This is a genomic window from Pseudomonas sp. Ost2 (genome assembly GCF_018326065.1).
In the GTDB taxonomy this organism is placed as follows: domain Bacteria; phylum Pseudomonadota; class Gammaproteobacteria; order Pseudomonadales; family Pseudomonadaceae; genus Aquipseudomonas; species Aquipseudomonas gingeri.
The window spans coordinates 66,926-81,370 of the sequence record NZ_AP021904.1; the positions used below are offsets into that span (position 1 = coordinate 66,926).

Sequence of the window (14,445 nt, forward strand, 5' to 3'; positions counted from 1 at the left end):
GTCATGGCCAAACCTGGATTTCGCCTCGCCTTGTTCGCCACCCTGCTGGCACTGATCGTCGTGCTGCTCGGCGCCTATACCCGCCTGACCCATGCCGGCCTCGGCTGTCCGGACTGGCCGGGCTGCTACGGCTTTATCAGCGTGCCCAAGAGCGAGGCCCAGCTGGCCCATGCCGAGCTGCACTTCCCCGATACGCCGGTCGAGGCCCACAAGGGCTGGAACGAGATGATCCACCGCTATTTCGCCGGGACCCTCGGGCTGCTGATCGTCGTGCTGGCGGCTCGTTCCTGGATGGAGCGGCGGCGCGAGGGGCAGCCGCTGAAGTTGCCGCTGTTTCTCCTGGCGGTGGTGTTCGCCCAGGCCGCGTTCGGCATGTGGACGGTCACCCTCAAGCTCTGGCCGCAGGTGGTGACCGGGCATCTGCTGGGCGGCTTTGCCACCTTGAGCCTGTTGTTCCTGCTGACCTTGCGCCTGTCCGGCGTGCTGCCGGCACTGGCCGTGCCGCGACGGCTGCAACGCTGGGCGACGGCCGGGCTGTTGCTGGTGATCCTGCAGATCGCCCTGGGTGGCTGGGTCAGTTCCAACTATGCCGCCGTGGCCTGCATCGACCTGCCGACCTGCCACGGCCAATGGTGGCCGCAAGCGGACTTCGCCAACGGTTTCCACCTGACCCAGCATATCGGTCCGAACTATCTCGGCGGCCAGCTGGACAGCGATGCCCGCACGGCGATCCACCTGACCCACCGTATCGGCGCCCTGCTGGTGACGCTGGTGCTGCTGGGGCTGGCCTGGCAGTTGCGGCTGGTCGGCATGACCCGGCTGGCCGGGCTGCTGCTGATCGCCCTGGCGGCACAGATCAGCCTGGGCCTGAGCAACGTCTACTTCCATTTGCCACTGCCGGTGGCCGTGGCCCACAACGCCGGTGGCGCAGCCCTGCTACTGACCCTGGTGCTGATCAACTACCACGCACGGACCGCCCTGGTCCGGGTCCGGCAACAGGCTCCCGTGCGCTGGCGGCTCAGCCCGCGCAAACCCGCCCACGGTCCGATAACAATAAAAGGAGAAATGCCATGGCGACTGTAGTCAGTGAGCGTCACCGCCAGGCGATCTGGCGCGACTACCTGGAGCTGACCAAGCCCAAGGTGGTGGTGTTGATGCTGATCACCTCGCTGGTGGGCATGTTTCTCGCGACCCGTGCCGGTGTACCCTGGACAGTGCTGGTGTTCGGCAACCTGGGCATCGGCCTGTGCGCGGGCGGCGCGGCGGTGGTCAATCATGTGGTGGACCGGCGCATCGACGCGGTCATGGCGCGGACCCACAAACGGCCGCTTGCCGAAGGACGGGTATCGCCACTGGCGGCGCTGACCTTCGCTCTGCTCCTGGCAGTGCTCGGGCAGGCCGTGCTGCTGGCGTTCACCAACCCGCTGACGGCCTGGCTGACCCTCGCCTCGCTGCTCGGCTACGCGGTGATCTACACCGGTTTCCTCAAGCGCGCCACGCCGCAGAACATCGTGATCGGCGGCCTGGCCGGGGCGGCACCGCCGTTGCTGGGCTGGGTCGCGGCGACGGGGCATGTGAGTGCCGAGCCGCTGTTGCTGGTGCTGATCATCTTCGCCTGGACGCCACCGCACTTCTGGGCCCTGGCGATCCACCGCAAGGAGGAATATGCCAAGGCCGATATCCCGATGCTGCCGGTGACCCATGGCGAGCAGTACACCAAGGTGCATATCCTGCTGTACACCTTTGCCCTGCTGGCGGTCAGCCTGCTGCCGTTCGTGATCCACATGAGCGGCGTGCTCTACCTGCTCTGCGCGCTGGGCCTCGGCGCGCGCTTCCTGCAATGGGCGTGGGTGCTGTACCGTGGCATCCAGCCGCATGCGGCGATCAACACCTTCAAGTACTCTATCTACTACTTGTTCCTGCTGTTTATCGCGCTGCTTGTCGATCACTACCTATTGTTGAATCTATGACTCGAACCCAGAAAACCGTCTTTATTCTCGTCGCGCTGGTGGCCCTGGTCCTGGGGCTGACGGTCAACAAGGTCCTGAGTGGCAAGGGCCAGGGCGATCCCACGGCGATGATCGACGCGGGGATTATCCTGCTGCCGCAAAGCCGCTCCCTGCCGGATGTGAAGATGACCGACCAGGACGGCCAGCTGGTGCAGGTCAACCAGTTGAAGGACAAGTGGACGATGCTGTTCTTCGGCTACACCTTCTGCCCGGATATCTGCCCGACCACCCTCGCCCAGTTGCGCCAGATCAAGAGTGAGCTGCCCAAGGACATCGTCGGCAAGCTGCAGATCGTCCTGGTCAGCGTCGACCCCAATCGGGACAACCCCAAGCAGCTCAAGCAGTACCTGGGCTACTTCGACCCCGAGTTCAAGGGGCTGACGGCGTCCTCCATCGAGGACCTGCAAAAGCTGGCGAACGCGGTGAGCATTCCGTTTATCCCGGCCGATACCAGCAAGCCGAACTACACCGTCGATCACAGCGGCAACCTGGCGATCGTCGGGCCCGATGGCAGCCAGCGCGGCTTTATCCGCGCACCGTTGAACAACCAGAAACTGGTGGCGCAGTTACCGGAGCTGCTCAAGCGCCAGTAGGGGTCGCTGTTCTGACGCTTTCGCGGGCAGGCCCGCTCCCACCCGGGATCGCGTGGGGATGATTGACGCGGTCAATGGTGAGAGCGGGCTTGCCCGCGAAAAGGCCCTGGAGGCCTCTGCCGATCACTTGGCGAACATCTGCCCGATATCCCTGAAGGCCTTGAACTCCAGCGCATTGCCGCACGGGTCGAACAGGAACATGGTGGCCTGCTCGCCCACCTGCCCCTTGAAACGCACGTAGGGTTCGATCGCGAATCGCGTCTCCCTGGCCTTCAGACGCTCGGCCAGGGCCTCCCACGTCTCCCACTCCAGCACCACGCCGAAATGCGGTACCGGCACATCGTGGCCGTCCACCGGGTTGCTCAGTGCCTGTTCCTGGGCGGCGTTCCTGGCCTGGTGGTGGATCACCAACTGATGGCCGAAGAAATCGAAGTCCACCCAATGGTCGCTGCTGCGTCCTTCCGGGCAGCCGAACACGTCGCCGTAGAAATGTCGGGCCGCGGCCAGGTCATGGACGGGGATTGCCAGATGAAAGGGAGAGAGCGCCATGGCGGATACCGGAAAAGGAAATGAGCTTTCAGTCTAGAGACGATTATTTTGTTGAAAAGCGCATATTCTTGCCGTCGAGCCCAAATAATTTTGCTAGGTAAGTGTTCCATGCTGCGTGAACTCAAGACCTTTATCCGCGTGTCCCGGGAAGGCACCTTCGTCGCGGCCGGCCAGCAGCTCGGCTTGACCCAGTCGGCGGTCAGCGCGCAGATGCGCGTGCTCGAGCAGCACCTGGGCGTACGCCTGTTCGACCGCAGTGGCCGCGCGGCGGTGCTGAATGCCGCCGGACGCCATGCGCTGCCGCTGGCCGAGCAGATCCTCGCGTTGTATGGCGCGATGGCCTTGCCCACTGCCGCGGCGGAATGGCAGGGCGAGCTGCGCATCGGTGCCATCGCCACGGTCCAGACCGGCCTGCTGCCCCAGGCCCTGCCGAGGTTTCGGCAGGCGGCGCCACGGGTCGACCTGAAGCTGGTGCCGGGTGTGTCGCTGAATCTGTTGAGCCAGGTCGATGCCGGCGAGCTGGACCTGGCGCTGCTGATCAAGCCGCCCTTCGAGCTGCCCAAGGAGTTGCTGGCGATCCCGCTGGCCCGCGAGGCCTTTGTGCTGATCGCGCCGTTGCAACTGGCGGGCGACGATCCGTTGCAACTGCTCGCCGAGCAGCCGTTCGTACGCTATGACCGGGGTTCGTTCGGCGGTCGCCTGGTCAGCCAGTTTCTGCGCGAACAACGGATCCAGGTGCGCGATGTGCTGGAGCTGGACGAGATCGAGGCGATTGCGCGGATGGTGGAGTGCGGACTGGGGGTGTCGTTGGTGCCCAGGGCCGGGCTGTGGTTGCAGCGGGCGGATCAGTTGCGGGTGATCGAGTTGGGTGAGCTGACCTTCGAACGTCAGCTGATCGCGGTGTTGCGCCGCGCCCAGCGCCAGCCGGCACTGGATTGCCTGCTGGAGTGCCTGAGTGAAGCTGATCGTTCCCGCGCGGAGCGTCTGCTGTTGTGACGCAGAGCGTCGCGGGCGGCATTCCCACGCGGAGCGTGGGAACGATCGTGGCGTCCTGAAGGGCTTCATCGCCCCCCAGGGTATTTTGTCCGGCCGGGTATCAGCCTGTGGCTTAGAACGCTGGAACGATCGAGCCCTTGTACTTCTCGAGGATGAAGGCTTTCACTTCAGGGCTGTGCAGCGCCGTGACCAGCTTCTTCATGGCGTCCGAATCCTTGTCGTCCTCGCGGCCCACCAGGATGTTCACGTATGGCGAGTCGGCACCTTCGATGTACAGCGCGTCCTTGGACGGATCGAGCTTGGCTTCCAGGGCGTAGTTGGTGTTGATCAGCGCCAGGTCGACCTGGGTCAGCACGCGCGGCAGGGTCGCGGCTTCCAGCTCGCGGATCTTCAGGTCCTTGCTGTTTTCGCTGATGTCTTTCGGCGTCGACAGGATGTTGGTCGGATCCTTCAGCTTGATCAGGCCGGCCTTCTGCAGCAGCAACAGCGCACGGCCACCGTTGGTGGCGTCGTTCGGAATCACCACGGTGGCGCCGCCCGGCAGGTCTTCGAGTTTCTTGTACTTGCTGGAGTAGGCGCCCAGCGGCTCCACGTGCACCGCAGCGATGCTGATCAGGTGGGTGCCCTTGGCCTTGTTGAATTCATCGAGGTACGGCTGGTGCTGGAAGAAGTTGGCGTCCAGGCGTTTCTCGGCCACTTGCACGTTCGGCTGCACGTAGTCGGTGAAGACCTTGACCTTCAGGTCCACGCCTTCCTTGGCCAGCGTCGGCTTGATGAACTCGAGGATTTCCGCGTGGGGCACCGGCGTGGCGGCAACGCTCAGGGTCTCGGCGGCATGGGCGGAGAACGCCGCGACGGCGGCAAAGGCAGCAAGCAGTTTTTTCATCTTACGACTCCATGTGAGCAGGCACCTGCCGACGTGACGCCGGCTGATTCCAGGTTGCTAAAGCGTGTTTTTATTGACGATGGTCATTTACGGGAGAAGCGTGCCACCAGCTTGTCGCCGATGGTCTGCAGTACCTGGACCAGTACCACCAGCATGACCACGGTCACCAGCATGACATCGTTCTGGAAGCGCTGATAACCATAGCGGATCGCCAGGTCGCCGAGGCCGCCGGCGCCGACCACACCGGCCATGGCGGTGTAGCCCACCAGGGTGATGGTGGTCACGGTAATGGCCGCCAGGATGCCCGGGCGGGCTTCCGGCAACAAGGCATTGAAGACGATCTGGCGGGTGGTCGCGCCCATGGCCTGGGTCGCTTCGATAATGCCGCGATCGACTTCCCGCAGCGCGGTTTCCACCAGGCGCGCGAAGAACGGTGCGGCACCGATCACCAGCGGCGGAATGGCACCGGCCACGCCCAGCGACGTGCCGGTGAGGAATACGGTGGTGGGGATCAGCACGATCAGCAGGATGATGAACGGCAGCGAACGCACCACGTTCACCACGAAGGCCAGGGCCCCATAGGTCGCCTTGTGTTCCAGCAGCTGGCGCGGGCTGCACAGGAACAGCAGCACGCCCAGCGGCAGGCCGAGCAGCACGGTGAACAGCAGCGAGCCGCCCAGCATCAGCATCGTGTCGCCGGTGGCTTCCCAGATATCCGCCCAGTCGATATTGGCGAAAAAGCTCAGAAACAGGTCCATCAGCGCAGTACCTCCATATGGACGTCCGCCGCGGTGAAGCGGGCGAACGCTGCGTCCATGTCGCCGCCGGTGACGGCGAGCGTCAGTTGCCCATAAGGGGTGTCCTTGATGCGGTCGATGCGCCCGGCGAGGATGCTGTAGTCGACGCCGGTTTCACGGGCGACGGTGCCCAGCAGGGGCGCGTAGGTGGCGTCGCCCTGGAAGGTCAGGCGCACGATGCGGCCCGGCACATGGGCGAAGTCGTCTCGCTGCTCGCTTTCGTCGATCTGTTCGTCTTCCTGCACGAAGCGTCGGGTGGTCGGGTGCTTGGGGTGCAGGAACACCTGGGCCACCGGCCCCTGCTCGACGATCACCCCGGCGTCCATCACGCCGACCACGTCGCAGACCCGACGGATCACATCCATCTCATGGGTGATCAGCACGATGGTCAGTTTCAGTTCGCGGTTGATCTCGGCCAGCAGTTGCAGGACCGACGCGGTGGTTTGTGGGTCGAGGGCACTGGTGGCCTCGTCGCACAGCAGGATCTTCGGCTTGGTCGCCAGGGCGCGGGCAATGCCGACGCGCTGCTTCTGGCCGCCGGACAACTGGGCCGGGTACTTCTTCGCGTGGTCGGACAGGCCGACGCGTTGCAGCAGCTCGGCGACGCGCTGGTCGATTTCCCGACGGGACAGTTCACCGGCCAGGGTCAGCGGCAGCGCGACGTTGTCGGCGACGGTCTTGGAGGCCAGCAGGTTGAAGTGCTGGAAGATCATCCCGACCTGCTGGCGGAAGCGCCGCAGGCCGCCGGCGTCGAGGGCGGTGACTTCCTCACCGTCCACCGTGATCGTACCGCCGCTGGGAGCTTCCAGGCGGTTGATCAGGCGCAGCAGGGTACTTTTGCCCGCGCCGGAATGACCGATCAGGCCGAACACCTGGCCATCCTCGACACGCAGGCTCGTCGGATGCAGGGCGGGAATATCCTTACCGGCGACCCGGTAGGTTTTATGGACGTTATGAAACTCGATCACGTAGCGAACCTTGTGGGGCGCAATGGAAATGGGTCAGCGGTTAGCCGGGCGCGCATTTTAGCCTGTCCGTATAGAGGCGATTAGCATTTATTTCGCATTCAACCTGTCATTTGGCAATAACGCGATCAATGGTCAGAAAAAAGGAACGGCGCAAATCGGCGGCAGTCACTCCTAAGGCAACTCGAATCTCGCCCCATTGTCCGGTATGGCCGGGCGACTGCAAACGAGGAGTCTGTCTGATGAGTACCAAGAAAACCCCTGCTACCCAGCGCGCGGCCACCAAGAGCCAGCTGGCGGGAACCGCTACCCTGGATCGCGGCAACAGCAATGACAAGCTCGAAAGCCTCGAGCCCTTCCGCTCGGATGCCACCGGGCAGGCCTTGCGCACGAACCAGGGGGTCAAGGTCGCCGATAACCAGAACACCCTGAAGGCCGGCGCCCGTGGGCCTTCCCTGCTGGAAGACTTCATCATGCGTGAAAAGATCACGCATTTCGACCATGAGCGGATTCCCGAGCGCATCGTTCACGCCCGGGGTACGGCGGCCCATGGTTATTTCCAGAGCTACGGCAACCATGGGGCGCTGACCAAGGCCGGCTTCCTCCAGGACCCGGCGCTCAAGACGCCGGTCTTCGTGCGTTTCTCCACGGTCCAGGGCCCGCGCGGCTCCGGCGATACGGTGCGCGACGTGCGCGGTTTCGCGGTGAAGTTCTTCACCGAAGAGGGCAACTTCGACCTGGTCGGCAACAACATGCCGGTGTTCTTCATCCAAGATGCGATCAAGTTCCCCGACTTCGTCCATGCCGTCAAACCCGAACCCCACAACGAAATACCCACGGGGGGCTCGGCCCACGACACCTTCTGGGACTTCGTCTCGCTGGTGCCGGAGTCGGCGCACATGGTGATCTGGGCCATGTCCGACCGGGCGATCCCGAAAAGCCTGCGGGCCATGCAGGGTTTTGGCGTGCACACTTTCCGCCTGATCAATGCCGAGGGCCGCTCTAGTTTCGTCAAGTTCCACTGGCGCCCCACGGTCGGCACCTGTTCGCTGGTGTGGGACGAAGCACAGAAGCTGGCGGGCAAGGACACCGATTTCCATCGCCGCGACCTCTGGGAGTCGATTGAAAGCGGCGACTACCCCGAGTGGGAGTTCGGCGTGCAGATCATTGCCGAGGAGGACGAGCACGCGTTCGACTTCGATATCCTCGACCCGACCAAGCTGGTCCCCGAGGAACTGGTGCCCATCACGCCGCTGGGCAAGATGGTGCTCAACCGCAACCCGGACAATTTCTTCGCCGAGACCGAGCAGGTGGCGTTCTGTCCGGGGCATATCGTGCCGGGGATCGACTTTTCCAACGACCCGCTGCTGCAGGGCCGGCTGTTTTCCTATACCGATACGCAGATCAGCCGATTGGGTGGCCCGAACTTCCACGAGATCCCGATCAACCGGCCCGTGGCGCCCTTCCACAGCAGCCAGCGCGATGCCCAGCACCGCACGGTGATCGACAGGGGCCGGGCCGCCTACGAGCCCAACTCGATCGACGGCGGCTGGCCGAAGGAAACCCCGCCTGCTGCCCGTGACGGCGGCTTCGAGAGTTATCCGGAGCGGATCGACGCGGCCAAGATCCGCCAGCGCAGCGAGTCCTTTGGCGATCACTTCTCCCAGGCGCGGCTGTTCTTCAACAGCATGAGCCGCCATGAGAAGGAACACATCATTGCCGCCTACAGCTTTGAGCTGGGCAAGGTCGAGCGGGAAGCCATCCGCGCCCGCCAGGTCAACGAGATCCTGGCCAATATCGACCTGGAACTGGCCGGGCGTGTCGCTGCCAACCTCGGCCTGCCTGCGCCGAAAAGCGGCACCGTGACGCCGCGCAAGACCGACCTGGCGCGGTCGCCGGCGTTGAGCCAGGCGAACCTGCTGCCGGGGAATATCAAGACGCGCAAGGTGGCGATCCTGGCGGCCAACGGTGTCGATGGTGCGGCGATCGCGGCGCTGAAGAAGCTGCTGGCGGCAGAGGGCGCCCATGCCCGGCTGCTCGGGCCGACGTCGGCGCCGGTGACCACGGCCGATGGCAAGAGCCTGGCGGTGGATGGTTCGATGGAAGGCTTGCCGTCAGTCGCCTTCGACGGGGTCTACGTGCCCGGTGGCGCGGCGTCGGTCAAGGCCCTCGCCGGTAACGGCGTGGCCCTGCACTACGTGCTGGAGGCCTACAAGCACCTGAAGGCGATTGTCCTGCACGGAGAGGCGAAGCAGTTGCTGGAGGTCCTGCATCTGCAGGCGGACGCGGGGTTGATCGTCGGCAGCGATGCCAAGACGCTCAAGGCGTTCGTCGCGGCGCTGGCCCAGCACCGGGTCTGGGAGCGCGAGGAACGGGCCAAGGCCGTGCCGGCTTGAGAGCGGGGTGAGGCCTCGGTCCTGTGGCAGCCGGCTTGCCGGCGATGGCGGCCGATCAGGCGATGCAAGGCTTCAGGGCCTCATCGCTGGCAAGCCAGCTCCCACAGGGAGTTGTGGCGAACACCGGCTTGCCGGCGATGGCGGTCGATCAGGCGACGCGAGGCTCCAAGGCCTCATCGCTGGCAAGCCAGCTCCTACAGGGCGTTGTGGCGAACACCGGTTTGGCGGACGACACAAACCTCCTGTAGGAGCCGGCTTGCTGGCGATGGCGTCCGGATGGGCGGGGCAGGGCTCAGGGCTTGCGCGGGCTCAAGACCACCTGGGCCTGAACCTGCCGGTCGATCTGCTTGTCCATCTGCAAGGCGAAGCCAGGGTCGAGCTTCTTCACCCGTTTCTCCAGCAGGGTCGCCAGCCACGGGTAATCCAGGGTGCGCGGGACCTGGAAGGTGACCGCGCACTGGTAATTGACCACGTCCGCCGCCAGCGCATCCATCTGTTTGCGCAGTTGCGCGATGTCCTGGATATTCAGGGCGATGGTGCTGCTTTCGGCGCTGGGATCGATCAGCCGGGCAGCCGGCCTGGCTTCGGCGGCCTTGAGGGCGGCTTCGGCTTTCTCCAGCTCGGCCTTGCGCGCCTGGGCAATGGCGCCGTTGACCCCGCCGGTCAGGGCCGGGGCCTTGGGCATCAGGGCCCGGGCGCGGCTCAGGGCGGTGGCGGCAGCATTGACGTCACCCTTCTGCAGCACGATCTGGCTGCGTTGCAGATAGGCTTCGGCCAGTTGCCGCTGGTAGGGCACCAGCTGCGGGTCGTCCGCAGACTGCGCCTGCAAGGCGGCCAGTTGATCTTCGGCGGTGGCCAGCTCGTTGCTGTTGATGTTCTGCTCCAGCGCGGCAATCGCCGTGGCCCGGGCATCGGGCACTGCGGTAGCGGCCGGCGGGGTGCTTTGGCACGCACCCAACAGCAGGGAAAATGCGACAAGGAGCAGATAACGGGAGGCGGACAGCTTCATTCCTGCGACTCTCTAATTGCGCAAAAAACGAGCAAGTCTACACCCCTCTGCGTGACAGGACAAAACTCAGCAGAAACAGCCCGGCGGCGGTGACCACGATCGACGGGCCGGCGGGGGTGTCCTTGAACCAGGAAAGCGCCAGCCCGCCGCATACCGCGAGCATCCCCAGGACGCTGGCGCCGAGGGCCATCTGTTCCGGCGAGCGGGCATGACGCTGGGCCGCCGCCGCCGGAATGATCAGCAGCGAGGTGATCAACAGCACGCCGACGATCTTCATCGCCACCGCGATCACCACGGCGATCAGCAGCATCAGGGCCATGCGCAGGGTCGCGACCGGCAGGCCTTCGACCGTCGCCAGTTCCTCGTGCACGGTGATCGCCAGCAGCGGCCGCCAGAGGCTGACCAGCAGCACCAGCACCGCCGCGCTGCCGCCGAGGATCCAGGCCAGGTCGGTGCTGCTGATCGCCAGCAGGTCGCCGAACAGGTAGGCCATCAGGTCGATGCGCACTTCGTGCATGAAGCTCAGGACCACCAGGCCAAGGGACAGGGTGCTGGGGGCGAGAATCCCCAGCAGCGTGTCGGAAGCCAGTGGCTGGCGCTGTTGCAGGGTCACCAGCAGCACCGCCAGCAGCAGGCAGCCGACGGTCACGGCCAGGGTCGGGCTGACATCCAGCAGAAAGCCCAGGGCCACGCCGAGCAAGGCGGCGTGGGACAGGGTGTCGCCGAAATAGGCCATGCGCCGCCAGACCACGAACGAGCCCAGCGGGCCCGCCACCAGCGCCAGGGCCAGGCCTGCGAGCAGGGCGTAGAGCAGAAAATCAGCCATGCTTGCAGCTATCTCCGTGAACGTGGACGTGGGCCGCCGGGGCCTCTTCGCTGACCACCGCGCCATGCAGGTCGTGGGCGTGGTCGTGATGGTGGTGATAGATCGCCAGGCTCTGCGCGTTCTTGCCGAACAGCTCGACGAAGGCCGGGTCGCCGCTGACCTGCTCGGGATGGCCGGAGCAGCAGACATGACGGTTGAGGCAGACCACCTGGTCGGTGGTGCTCATCACCAGGTGCAGGTCGTGGGAGACCATCAGCACGCCGCAGCCATGGCGGTCGCGCAACCGGGTGATCAGGCTGTAGAGCTCGGCTTGCCCCGCGACGTCGACGCCCTGCACCGGTTCGTCGAGCACCAGCAGCTCGGGTTCGCGCAACAGCGCCCGGGCCAGCAGCACGCGCTGCATTTCGCCGCCGGAGATGCTTTGCACCGGACTGTCGATCACCTGTTCGGCACCGACTTCGCCCAGGGCGGCCAGCGCCCGGGCACGGTCGACCCCCGGCACCAGCCGCAGGAACCGCAGCACCGACAGCGGCAGGGTCGGATCGACGTGCAGCTTCTGCGGCATGTAGCCGACCCGCAGCTTCGGCTTGCGCCAGACACTGCCGCGGTCGGGCTTGAGCAGGCCGAGCACGGCGCGTACCAGAGTGGTCTTGCCGGCACCGTTGGGGCCGATCAGAGTGACGATCTGCCGGGGTTCGACGCTCAGGTGAATGTTGTCGAGCACGTTCTGCCCGGCAAAGGTCACGCCCACCTGCTCAAGGCGAATCAGCGCAGTGCTCATCAGGCCCCCTGGCAGCCCGAGCAGAGCCCGACCACTTCGACGGTCTGGGCCTCGACGATGAAGCCGACATCCCTGGCGCCCTGGATGATCGCGTCGCTGATGGCCTTCTGTTCGAGCTCGATGGCCGCGTGGCAACTGCGACAGATCAGGAACTGGCCCTGGTGGGCGTGCTCCGGATTGTTGCAGCCGACAAAGGCGTTGAGCGAGGCGATGCGATGGACCAGGCCGTTGTCCAGCAGGAAGTCCAGCGCCCGGTAGACCGTCGGTGGCGCGGCGCGGCGTCCGTCCTGCTCGCTGAGCACGGCGAGGATGTCGTAGGCGCCCAGTGGCTTGTGGCTCTGCCACACCAGTTCCAGCACCCGCCGCCGCAGGGCGGTCAGGCGCAGGCCTTGCCGTGCGCACAGGGCATCGGCCTCGGACAGCGCGCTGTGCACGCAGTGAGAGTGATCGTGGGGACGACTGGCAAGGGGTGTTTTAGGCATGAGAGCGGCGACGATTGTTGTGAGAGACGTTATTATGTTACCTGTTCCTGCCGCCTTGAGTGCCCATCGTGTCCCGTCTTTTTACCTTTTTTGTCGCTTTAAGCGCCGGTTTGTTCGTGATCGGCCCTGTCCAGGCCCAGGTCAACGTCCTGACCAGCATCAAGCCCCTGCAACTGATCGCCGCCGCGGTGCAGGACGGCGTGGACACGCCCGAGGTGCTGTTGCCGCCGGGGGCTTCGCCGCACAACTACGCGCTGCGGCCTTCCGACGTGCGCAAGGTGCAGTCGGTGGACCTGCTCTACTGGATCGGGCCGGACATGGAAAGCTTTCTGCCACGGGTGCTCAAGGGCCGCAGCCTGCCGACCGTGGCGGTGCAGGACCTGCCGGGCATGAAGCTGCGCCGTTTCGCCGAAGACAGCCATTCCCATGCCGAAGACGCCGATGAGCACGACCACGACCACCGCCCGGGTTCGCTGGATGCACACTTGTGGCTGTCGACGGTGAATGCGCGGGTGATCGCCGCGCGCATGGCCGCCGACCTGAGCAAGGCCGATCCGGCCAACGCCCAGCGCTATCAGCACAATGTCGAGGCGTTCGACGGGCGCCTGGATGCGCTGGATGCGCGTCTGAAAGCGCGCCTGGCCGGCGTTGCCAACAAGCCCTACTTCGTTTTCCACGAGGCATTCGATTATTTCGAAGACGCCTACGGGCTCAAGCACACCGGCGTGTTCAGCGTGGCCGCCGAAGTGCAGCCCGGTGCCCAGCATGTCGCGGCGATGCGTACGCGCCTGCAGGAGGTCGGCAAGACCTGTGTGTTCAGCGAGCCGCCGTTGCGCCCGCGCCTGGCCGAGACCCTGGTCTCCGGCCTGCCGGTGAAACTGGCGGAGCTGGATGCCCTGGGCGGTTATACGCCGGCGGCTGCCCATGGTTACGAGCAGGTGCTGGAGAAACTCGGCAACGACCTGGCGGGTTGCCTGGAATCCCTGTAGGAGCTGGCTTGCCAGCGATGAGGCCCTGGAGCCTTGCACCGCCTGATCGGCCGCCATTGCCGGCAAGCCGGCTCCTACAGGAGGCCTGTGTCGTCCGCCAATCCGGTGTTCGCCACAACGCCCTGTGGGAGCTGGCTTGCCAGCGATGAGGTCCTGGAGCCTTGCATCGCCTGATCGAGCACCATCGCCGGCAAGGGGAACGGTTTTACAGGGCAAACGGCAGCGGTGTGCTGATCTTCTGCCGCTGCGCCAGGCGCAGCTGGAACTCCATCGGATCGTGAATCAGCACGTCCTGTCCGGCAAAGGACTCGGCGGCGATCAGCCGTGACAGCCAGAAACGCACGCACGCCACCCGCAGCAGCGTCGGCCACAACTCGGCCTCGGCCGCGGTAAAGGGCCGCAGGCCGGCGTAGGCCCCCAGCAGCGCCCGGGCGCGTTGGCCGTCGATCTGGCCGGCGTCGTCCGAGCACCAGTCATTCAAGGCAATCGCCACGTCATACAGCATCGGCCCGGAGCAGGCGTTGTAGAAGTCGATCAGGCCGGTCAGGTGCGTGCCTTCGAACATCGTGTTGTCACGGAACAGGTCGGCGTGGATGTTCGCCCGTGGCAGGGCGAGGATCTGCGCCTTGAGCCGGGTGATCTCATCCAGTGCCGCCTGCAGCAGGGCCTGGGGCTCGGCGCTCAGGTGCGACATGAACTGGGCGCCCTCTTCGAGCATCCAGTCCAGGCCGCGATCGGTGCGACGTTCGAGGATTCTGTCGCGGGTCGCCAGGTGCAGGTGGCCGAGCAGTTCGCCCACCTGCGCGCAATGCTGGGCATTGGCCTGCTTGATGTGCTTGCCGGCCAGGCGCGGTTGCAGCAGCGCCGGCTTGCCGGCCAGCTCGCGCAGGGCCTCGCCATCGGTGGTGCGCAGGGCGTAGGGCACCGGCAGGTCGGCGCCATGGAGCACGTCCAGCAGGTCGATGAAGAACGGCATTTCCTGGACCGGCCCGCGCTCCACCAGGGTCAGGACGTATTCGCCCTTCTCCAGGCTGATAAAGAAATTGGTGTTTTCGCTACCGGCGGCAATTCCCTGGAAATCGAGCAAGCGACCGAGCCCGTAAGGGGCGAGAAAGGTTTCCAGCTCAGGCCGAGCCAGGGGGGTGAACACAGACATGGTTAGAACTG

At 65.2% G+C, this 14,445-nt stretch carries 15 protein-coding genes; 6 read left to right on the top strand and 9 right to left on the bottom strand.

All coding sequences use genetic code 11. From position 1 onward, the window contains the following. Window positions 1-3 precede the first annotated feature (3 nt). Genes KI243_RS00335 through KI243_RS00345 form a run of 3 tightly spaced genes read left to right on the top strand, consistent with a single transcriptional unit; the run spans window position 4 to window position 2,602 of the window. Window positions 4-1,083: a COX15/CtaA family protein gene (locus tag KI243_RS00335; protein WP_017129217.1), complete on the top strand. Its 1,080-nt coding sequence runs from the start codon at window positions 4-6 to the stop codon at window positions 1,081-1,083. Then, window positions 1,071-1,970, top strand: a complete 900-nt coding sequence (gene cyoE / locus KI243_RS00340; RefSeq protein WP_177062051.1) for a heme o synthase — start codon at window positions 1,071-1,073, stop codon at window positions 1,968-1,970. Before KI243_RS00335 ends, cyoE begins: the two co-directional genes overlap by 13 nt. Beyond that, window positions 1,967-2,602: an SCO family protein gene (locus tag KI243_RS00345; protein WP_177118826.1), complete on the top strand. Its 636-nt coding sequence runs from the start codon at window positions 1,967-1,969 to the stop codon at window positions 2,600-2,602. The genes cyoE and KI243_RS00345 overlap by 4 nt, the downstream gene beginning before the upstream one ends. A 123-nt stretch (window positions 2,603-2,725) precedes the next feature. On the opposite strand, the gene KI243_RS00350 is transcribed toward KI243_RS00345, so the two are convergent. After that, window positions 2,726-3,151, bottom strand: a complete 426-nt coding sequence (locus KI243_RS00350; protein ID WP_017129214.1) for a VOC family protein — start codon at window positions 3,149-3,151, stop codon at window positions 2,726-2,728. Window positions 3,152-3,259: 108 nt separating this feature from the next. Here KI243_RS00350 and KI243_RS00355 point away from each other — a divergent pair, with 108 nt between their 5' ends. Further along, a complete protein-coding gene (locus KI243_RS00355; protein ID WP_177087410.1) occupies window positions 3,260-4,147 on the top strand; it encodes a LysR family transcriptional regulator in 888 nt (295 codons plus the stop codon). A 112-nt stretch (window positions 4,148-4,259) separates the two neighbouring features. Here KI243_RS00355 and KI243_RS00360 read toward each other — a convergent pair whose 3' ends face one another. The 3 genes from KI243_RS00360 to KI243_RS00370 form a co-directional block, all read right to left on the bottom strand. Continuing rightward, on the bottom strand, window positions 4,260-5,033 hold the full coding sequence (locus tag KI243_RS00360) for a MetQ/NlpA family ABC transporter substrate-binding protein (RefSeq protein ID WP_177087412.1): 774 nt from the start codon (window positions 5,031-5,033) through the stop codon (window positions 4,260-4,262). Window positions 5,034-5,116: 83 nt separating this feature from the next. After that, window positions 5,117-5,791 carry a methionine ABC transporter permease gene (locus tag KI243_RS00365; protein WP_017129211.1) on the bottom strand — a complete coding sequence of 225 codons (675 nt, stop codon included), beginning with the start codon at window positions 5,789-5,791 and terminating at the stop codon, window positions 5,117-5,119. Further along, the gene (locus KI243_RS00370) at window positions 5,791-6,798 is read right to left on the bottom strand and encodes a methionine ABC transporter ATP-binding protein (RefSeq protein ID WP_017129210.1); all 1,008 of its coding nucleotides are present in this window, start codon (window positions 6,796-6,798) and stop codon (window positions 5,791-5,793) included. Before KI243_RS00370 ends, KI243_RS00365 begins: the two co-directional genes overlap by 1 nt. Window positions 6,799-7,037: 239 nt before the next feature. Between KI243_RS00370 and katE the strand changes: the two genes are divergently transcribed. Beyond that, window positions 7,038-9,191 carry a catalase HPII gene (katE, locus tag KI243_RS00375; protein ID WP_103032996.1) on the top strand — a complete coding sequence of 718 codons (2,154 nt, stop codon included), beginning with the start codon at window positions 7,038-7,040 and terminating at the stop codon, window positions 9,189-9,191. A 292-nt stretch (window positions 9,192-9,483) separates the two neighbouring features. Here katE and KI243_RS00380 read toward each other — a convergent pair whose 3' ends face one another. Genes KI243_RS00380 through zur form a run of 4 tightly spaced genes read right to left on the bottom strand, consistent with a single transcriptional unit; the run spans window position 9,484 to window position 12,289 of the window. After that, on the bottom strand, window positions 9,484-10,200 hold the full coding sequence (locus KI243_RS00380) for a PA5502 family lipoprotein (RefSeq protein WP_017129209.1): 717 nt from the start codon (window positions 10,198-10,200) through the stop codon (window positions 9,484-9,486). A gap of 37 nt (window positions 10,201-10,237) precedes the next feature. Beyond that, the gene (znuB, locus tag KI243_RS00385) at window positions 10,238-11,026 is read right to left on the bottom strand and encodes a zinc ABC transporter permease subunit ZnuB (RefSeq protein WP_212810323.1); all 789 of its coding nucleotides are present in this window, start codon (window positions 11,024-11,026) and stop codon (window positions 10,238-10,240) included. Next, window positions 11,019-11,807 (bottom strand): zinc ABC transporter ATP-binding protein ZnuC, encoded by a 789-nt coding sequence (gene znuC, locus KI243_RS00390; RefSeq protein WP_017129207.1) that lies wholly within the window; start codon window positions 11,805-11,807, stop codon window positions 11,019-11,021. Before znuC ends, znuB begins: the two co-directional genes overlap by 8 nt. Next, window positions 11,807-12,289, bottom strand: coding sequence for a zinc uptake transcriptional repressor Zur (gene zur, locus KI243_RS00395; protein WP_042936988.1), 483 nt, complete (start codon window positions 12,287-12,289; stop codon window positions 11,807-11,809). The genes znuC and zur overlap by 1 nt, the downstream gene beginning before the upstream one ends. 59 nt (window positions 12,290-12,348) lie before the next feature. Between zur and KI243_RS00400 the strand changes: the two genes are divergently transcribed. After that, window positions 12,349-13,278 (top strand): zinc ABC transporter substrate-binding protein, encoded by a 930-nt coding sequence (locus KI243_RS00400; protein WP_177062076.1) that lies wholly within the window; start codon window positions 12,349-12,351, stop codon window positions 13,276-13,278. 205 nt (window positions 13,279-13,483) lie between these two features. On the opposite strand, the gene KI243_RS00405 is transcribed toward KI243_RS00400, so the two are convergent. Further along, a complete protein-coding gene (locus tag KI243_RS00405; RefSeq protein ID WP_177087419.1) occupies window positions 13,484-14,434 on the bottom strand; it encodes a homoserine kinase in 951 nt (316 codons plus the stop codon). Window positions 14,435-14,445 lie beyond the last annotated feature (11 nt).

Coding starts and splice junctions, on each gene's coding strand:
- KI243_RS00355 (WP_177087410.1), top strand. CDS start 3,260: ATGCTGCGTGAACTCAAGACCTTTATCCGCGTGTCCCGGGAAGGCACC.
- KI243_RS00365 (WP_017129211.1), bottom strand. CDS start 5,791: ATGGACCTGTTTCTGAGCTTTTTCGCCAATATCGACTGGGCGGATATC.
- KI243_RS00380 (WP_017129209.1), bottom strand. CDS start 10,200: ATGAAGCTGTCCGCCTCCCGTTATCTGCTCCTTGTCGCATTTTCCCTG.
- KI243_RS00405 (WP_177087419.1), bottom strand. CDS start 14,434: ATGTCTGTGTTCACCCCCCTGGCTCGGCCTGAGCTGGAAACCTTTCTC.
- znuC (WP_017129207.1), bottom strand. CDS start 11,807: ATGAGCACTGCGCTGATTCGCCTTGAGCAGGTGGGCGTGACCTTTGCC.
- KI243_RS00350 (WP_017129214.1), bottom strand. CDS start 3,151: ATGGCGCTCTCTCCCTTTCATCTGGCAATCCCCGTCCATGACCTGGCC.
- KI243_RS00335 (WP_017129217.1), top strand. CDS start 4: ATGGCCAAACCTGGATTTCGCCTCGCCTTGTTCGCCACCCTGCTGGCA.
- znuB (WP_212810323.1), bottom strand. CDS start 11,026: ATGGCTGATTTTCTGCTCTACGCCCTGCTCGCAGGCCTGGCCCTGGCG.
- cyoE (WP_177062051.1), top strand. CDS start 1,071: ATGGCGACTGTAGTCAGTGAGCGTCACCGCCAGGCGATCTGGCGCGAC.
- KI243_RS00360 (WP_177087412.1), bottom strand. CDS start 5,033: ATGAAAAAACTGCTTGCTGCCTTTGCCGCCGTCGCGGCGTTCTCCGCC.
- KI243_RS00345 (WP_177118826.1), top strand. CDS start 1,967: ATGACTCGAACCCAGAAAACCGTCTTTATTCTCGTCGCGCTGGTGGCC.
- katE (WP_103032996.1), top strand. CDS start 7,038: ATGAGTACCAAGAAAACCCCTGCTACCCAGCGCGCGGCCACCAAGAGC.
- zur (WP_042936988.1), bottom strand. CDS start 12,289: ATGCCTAAAACACCCCTTGCCAGTCGTCCCCACGATCACTCTCACTGC.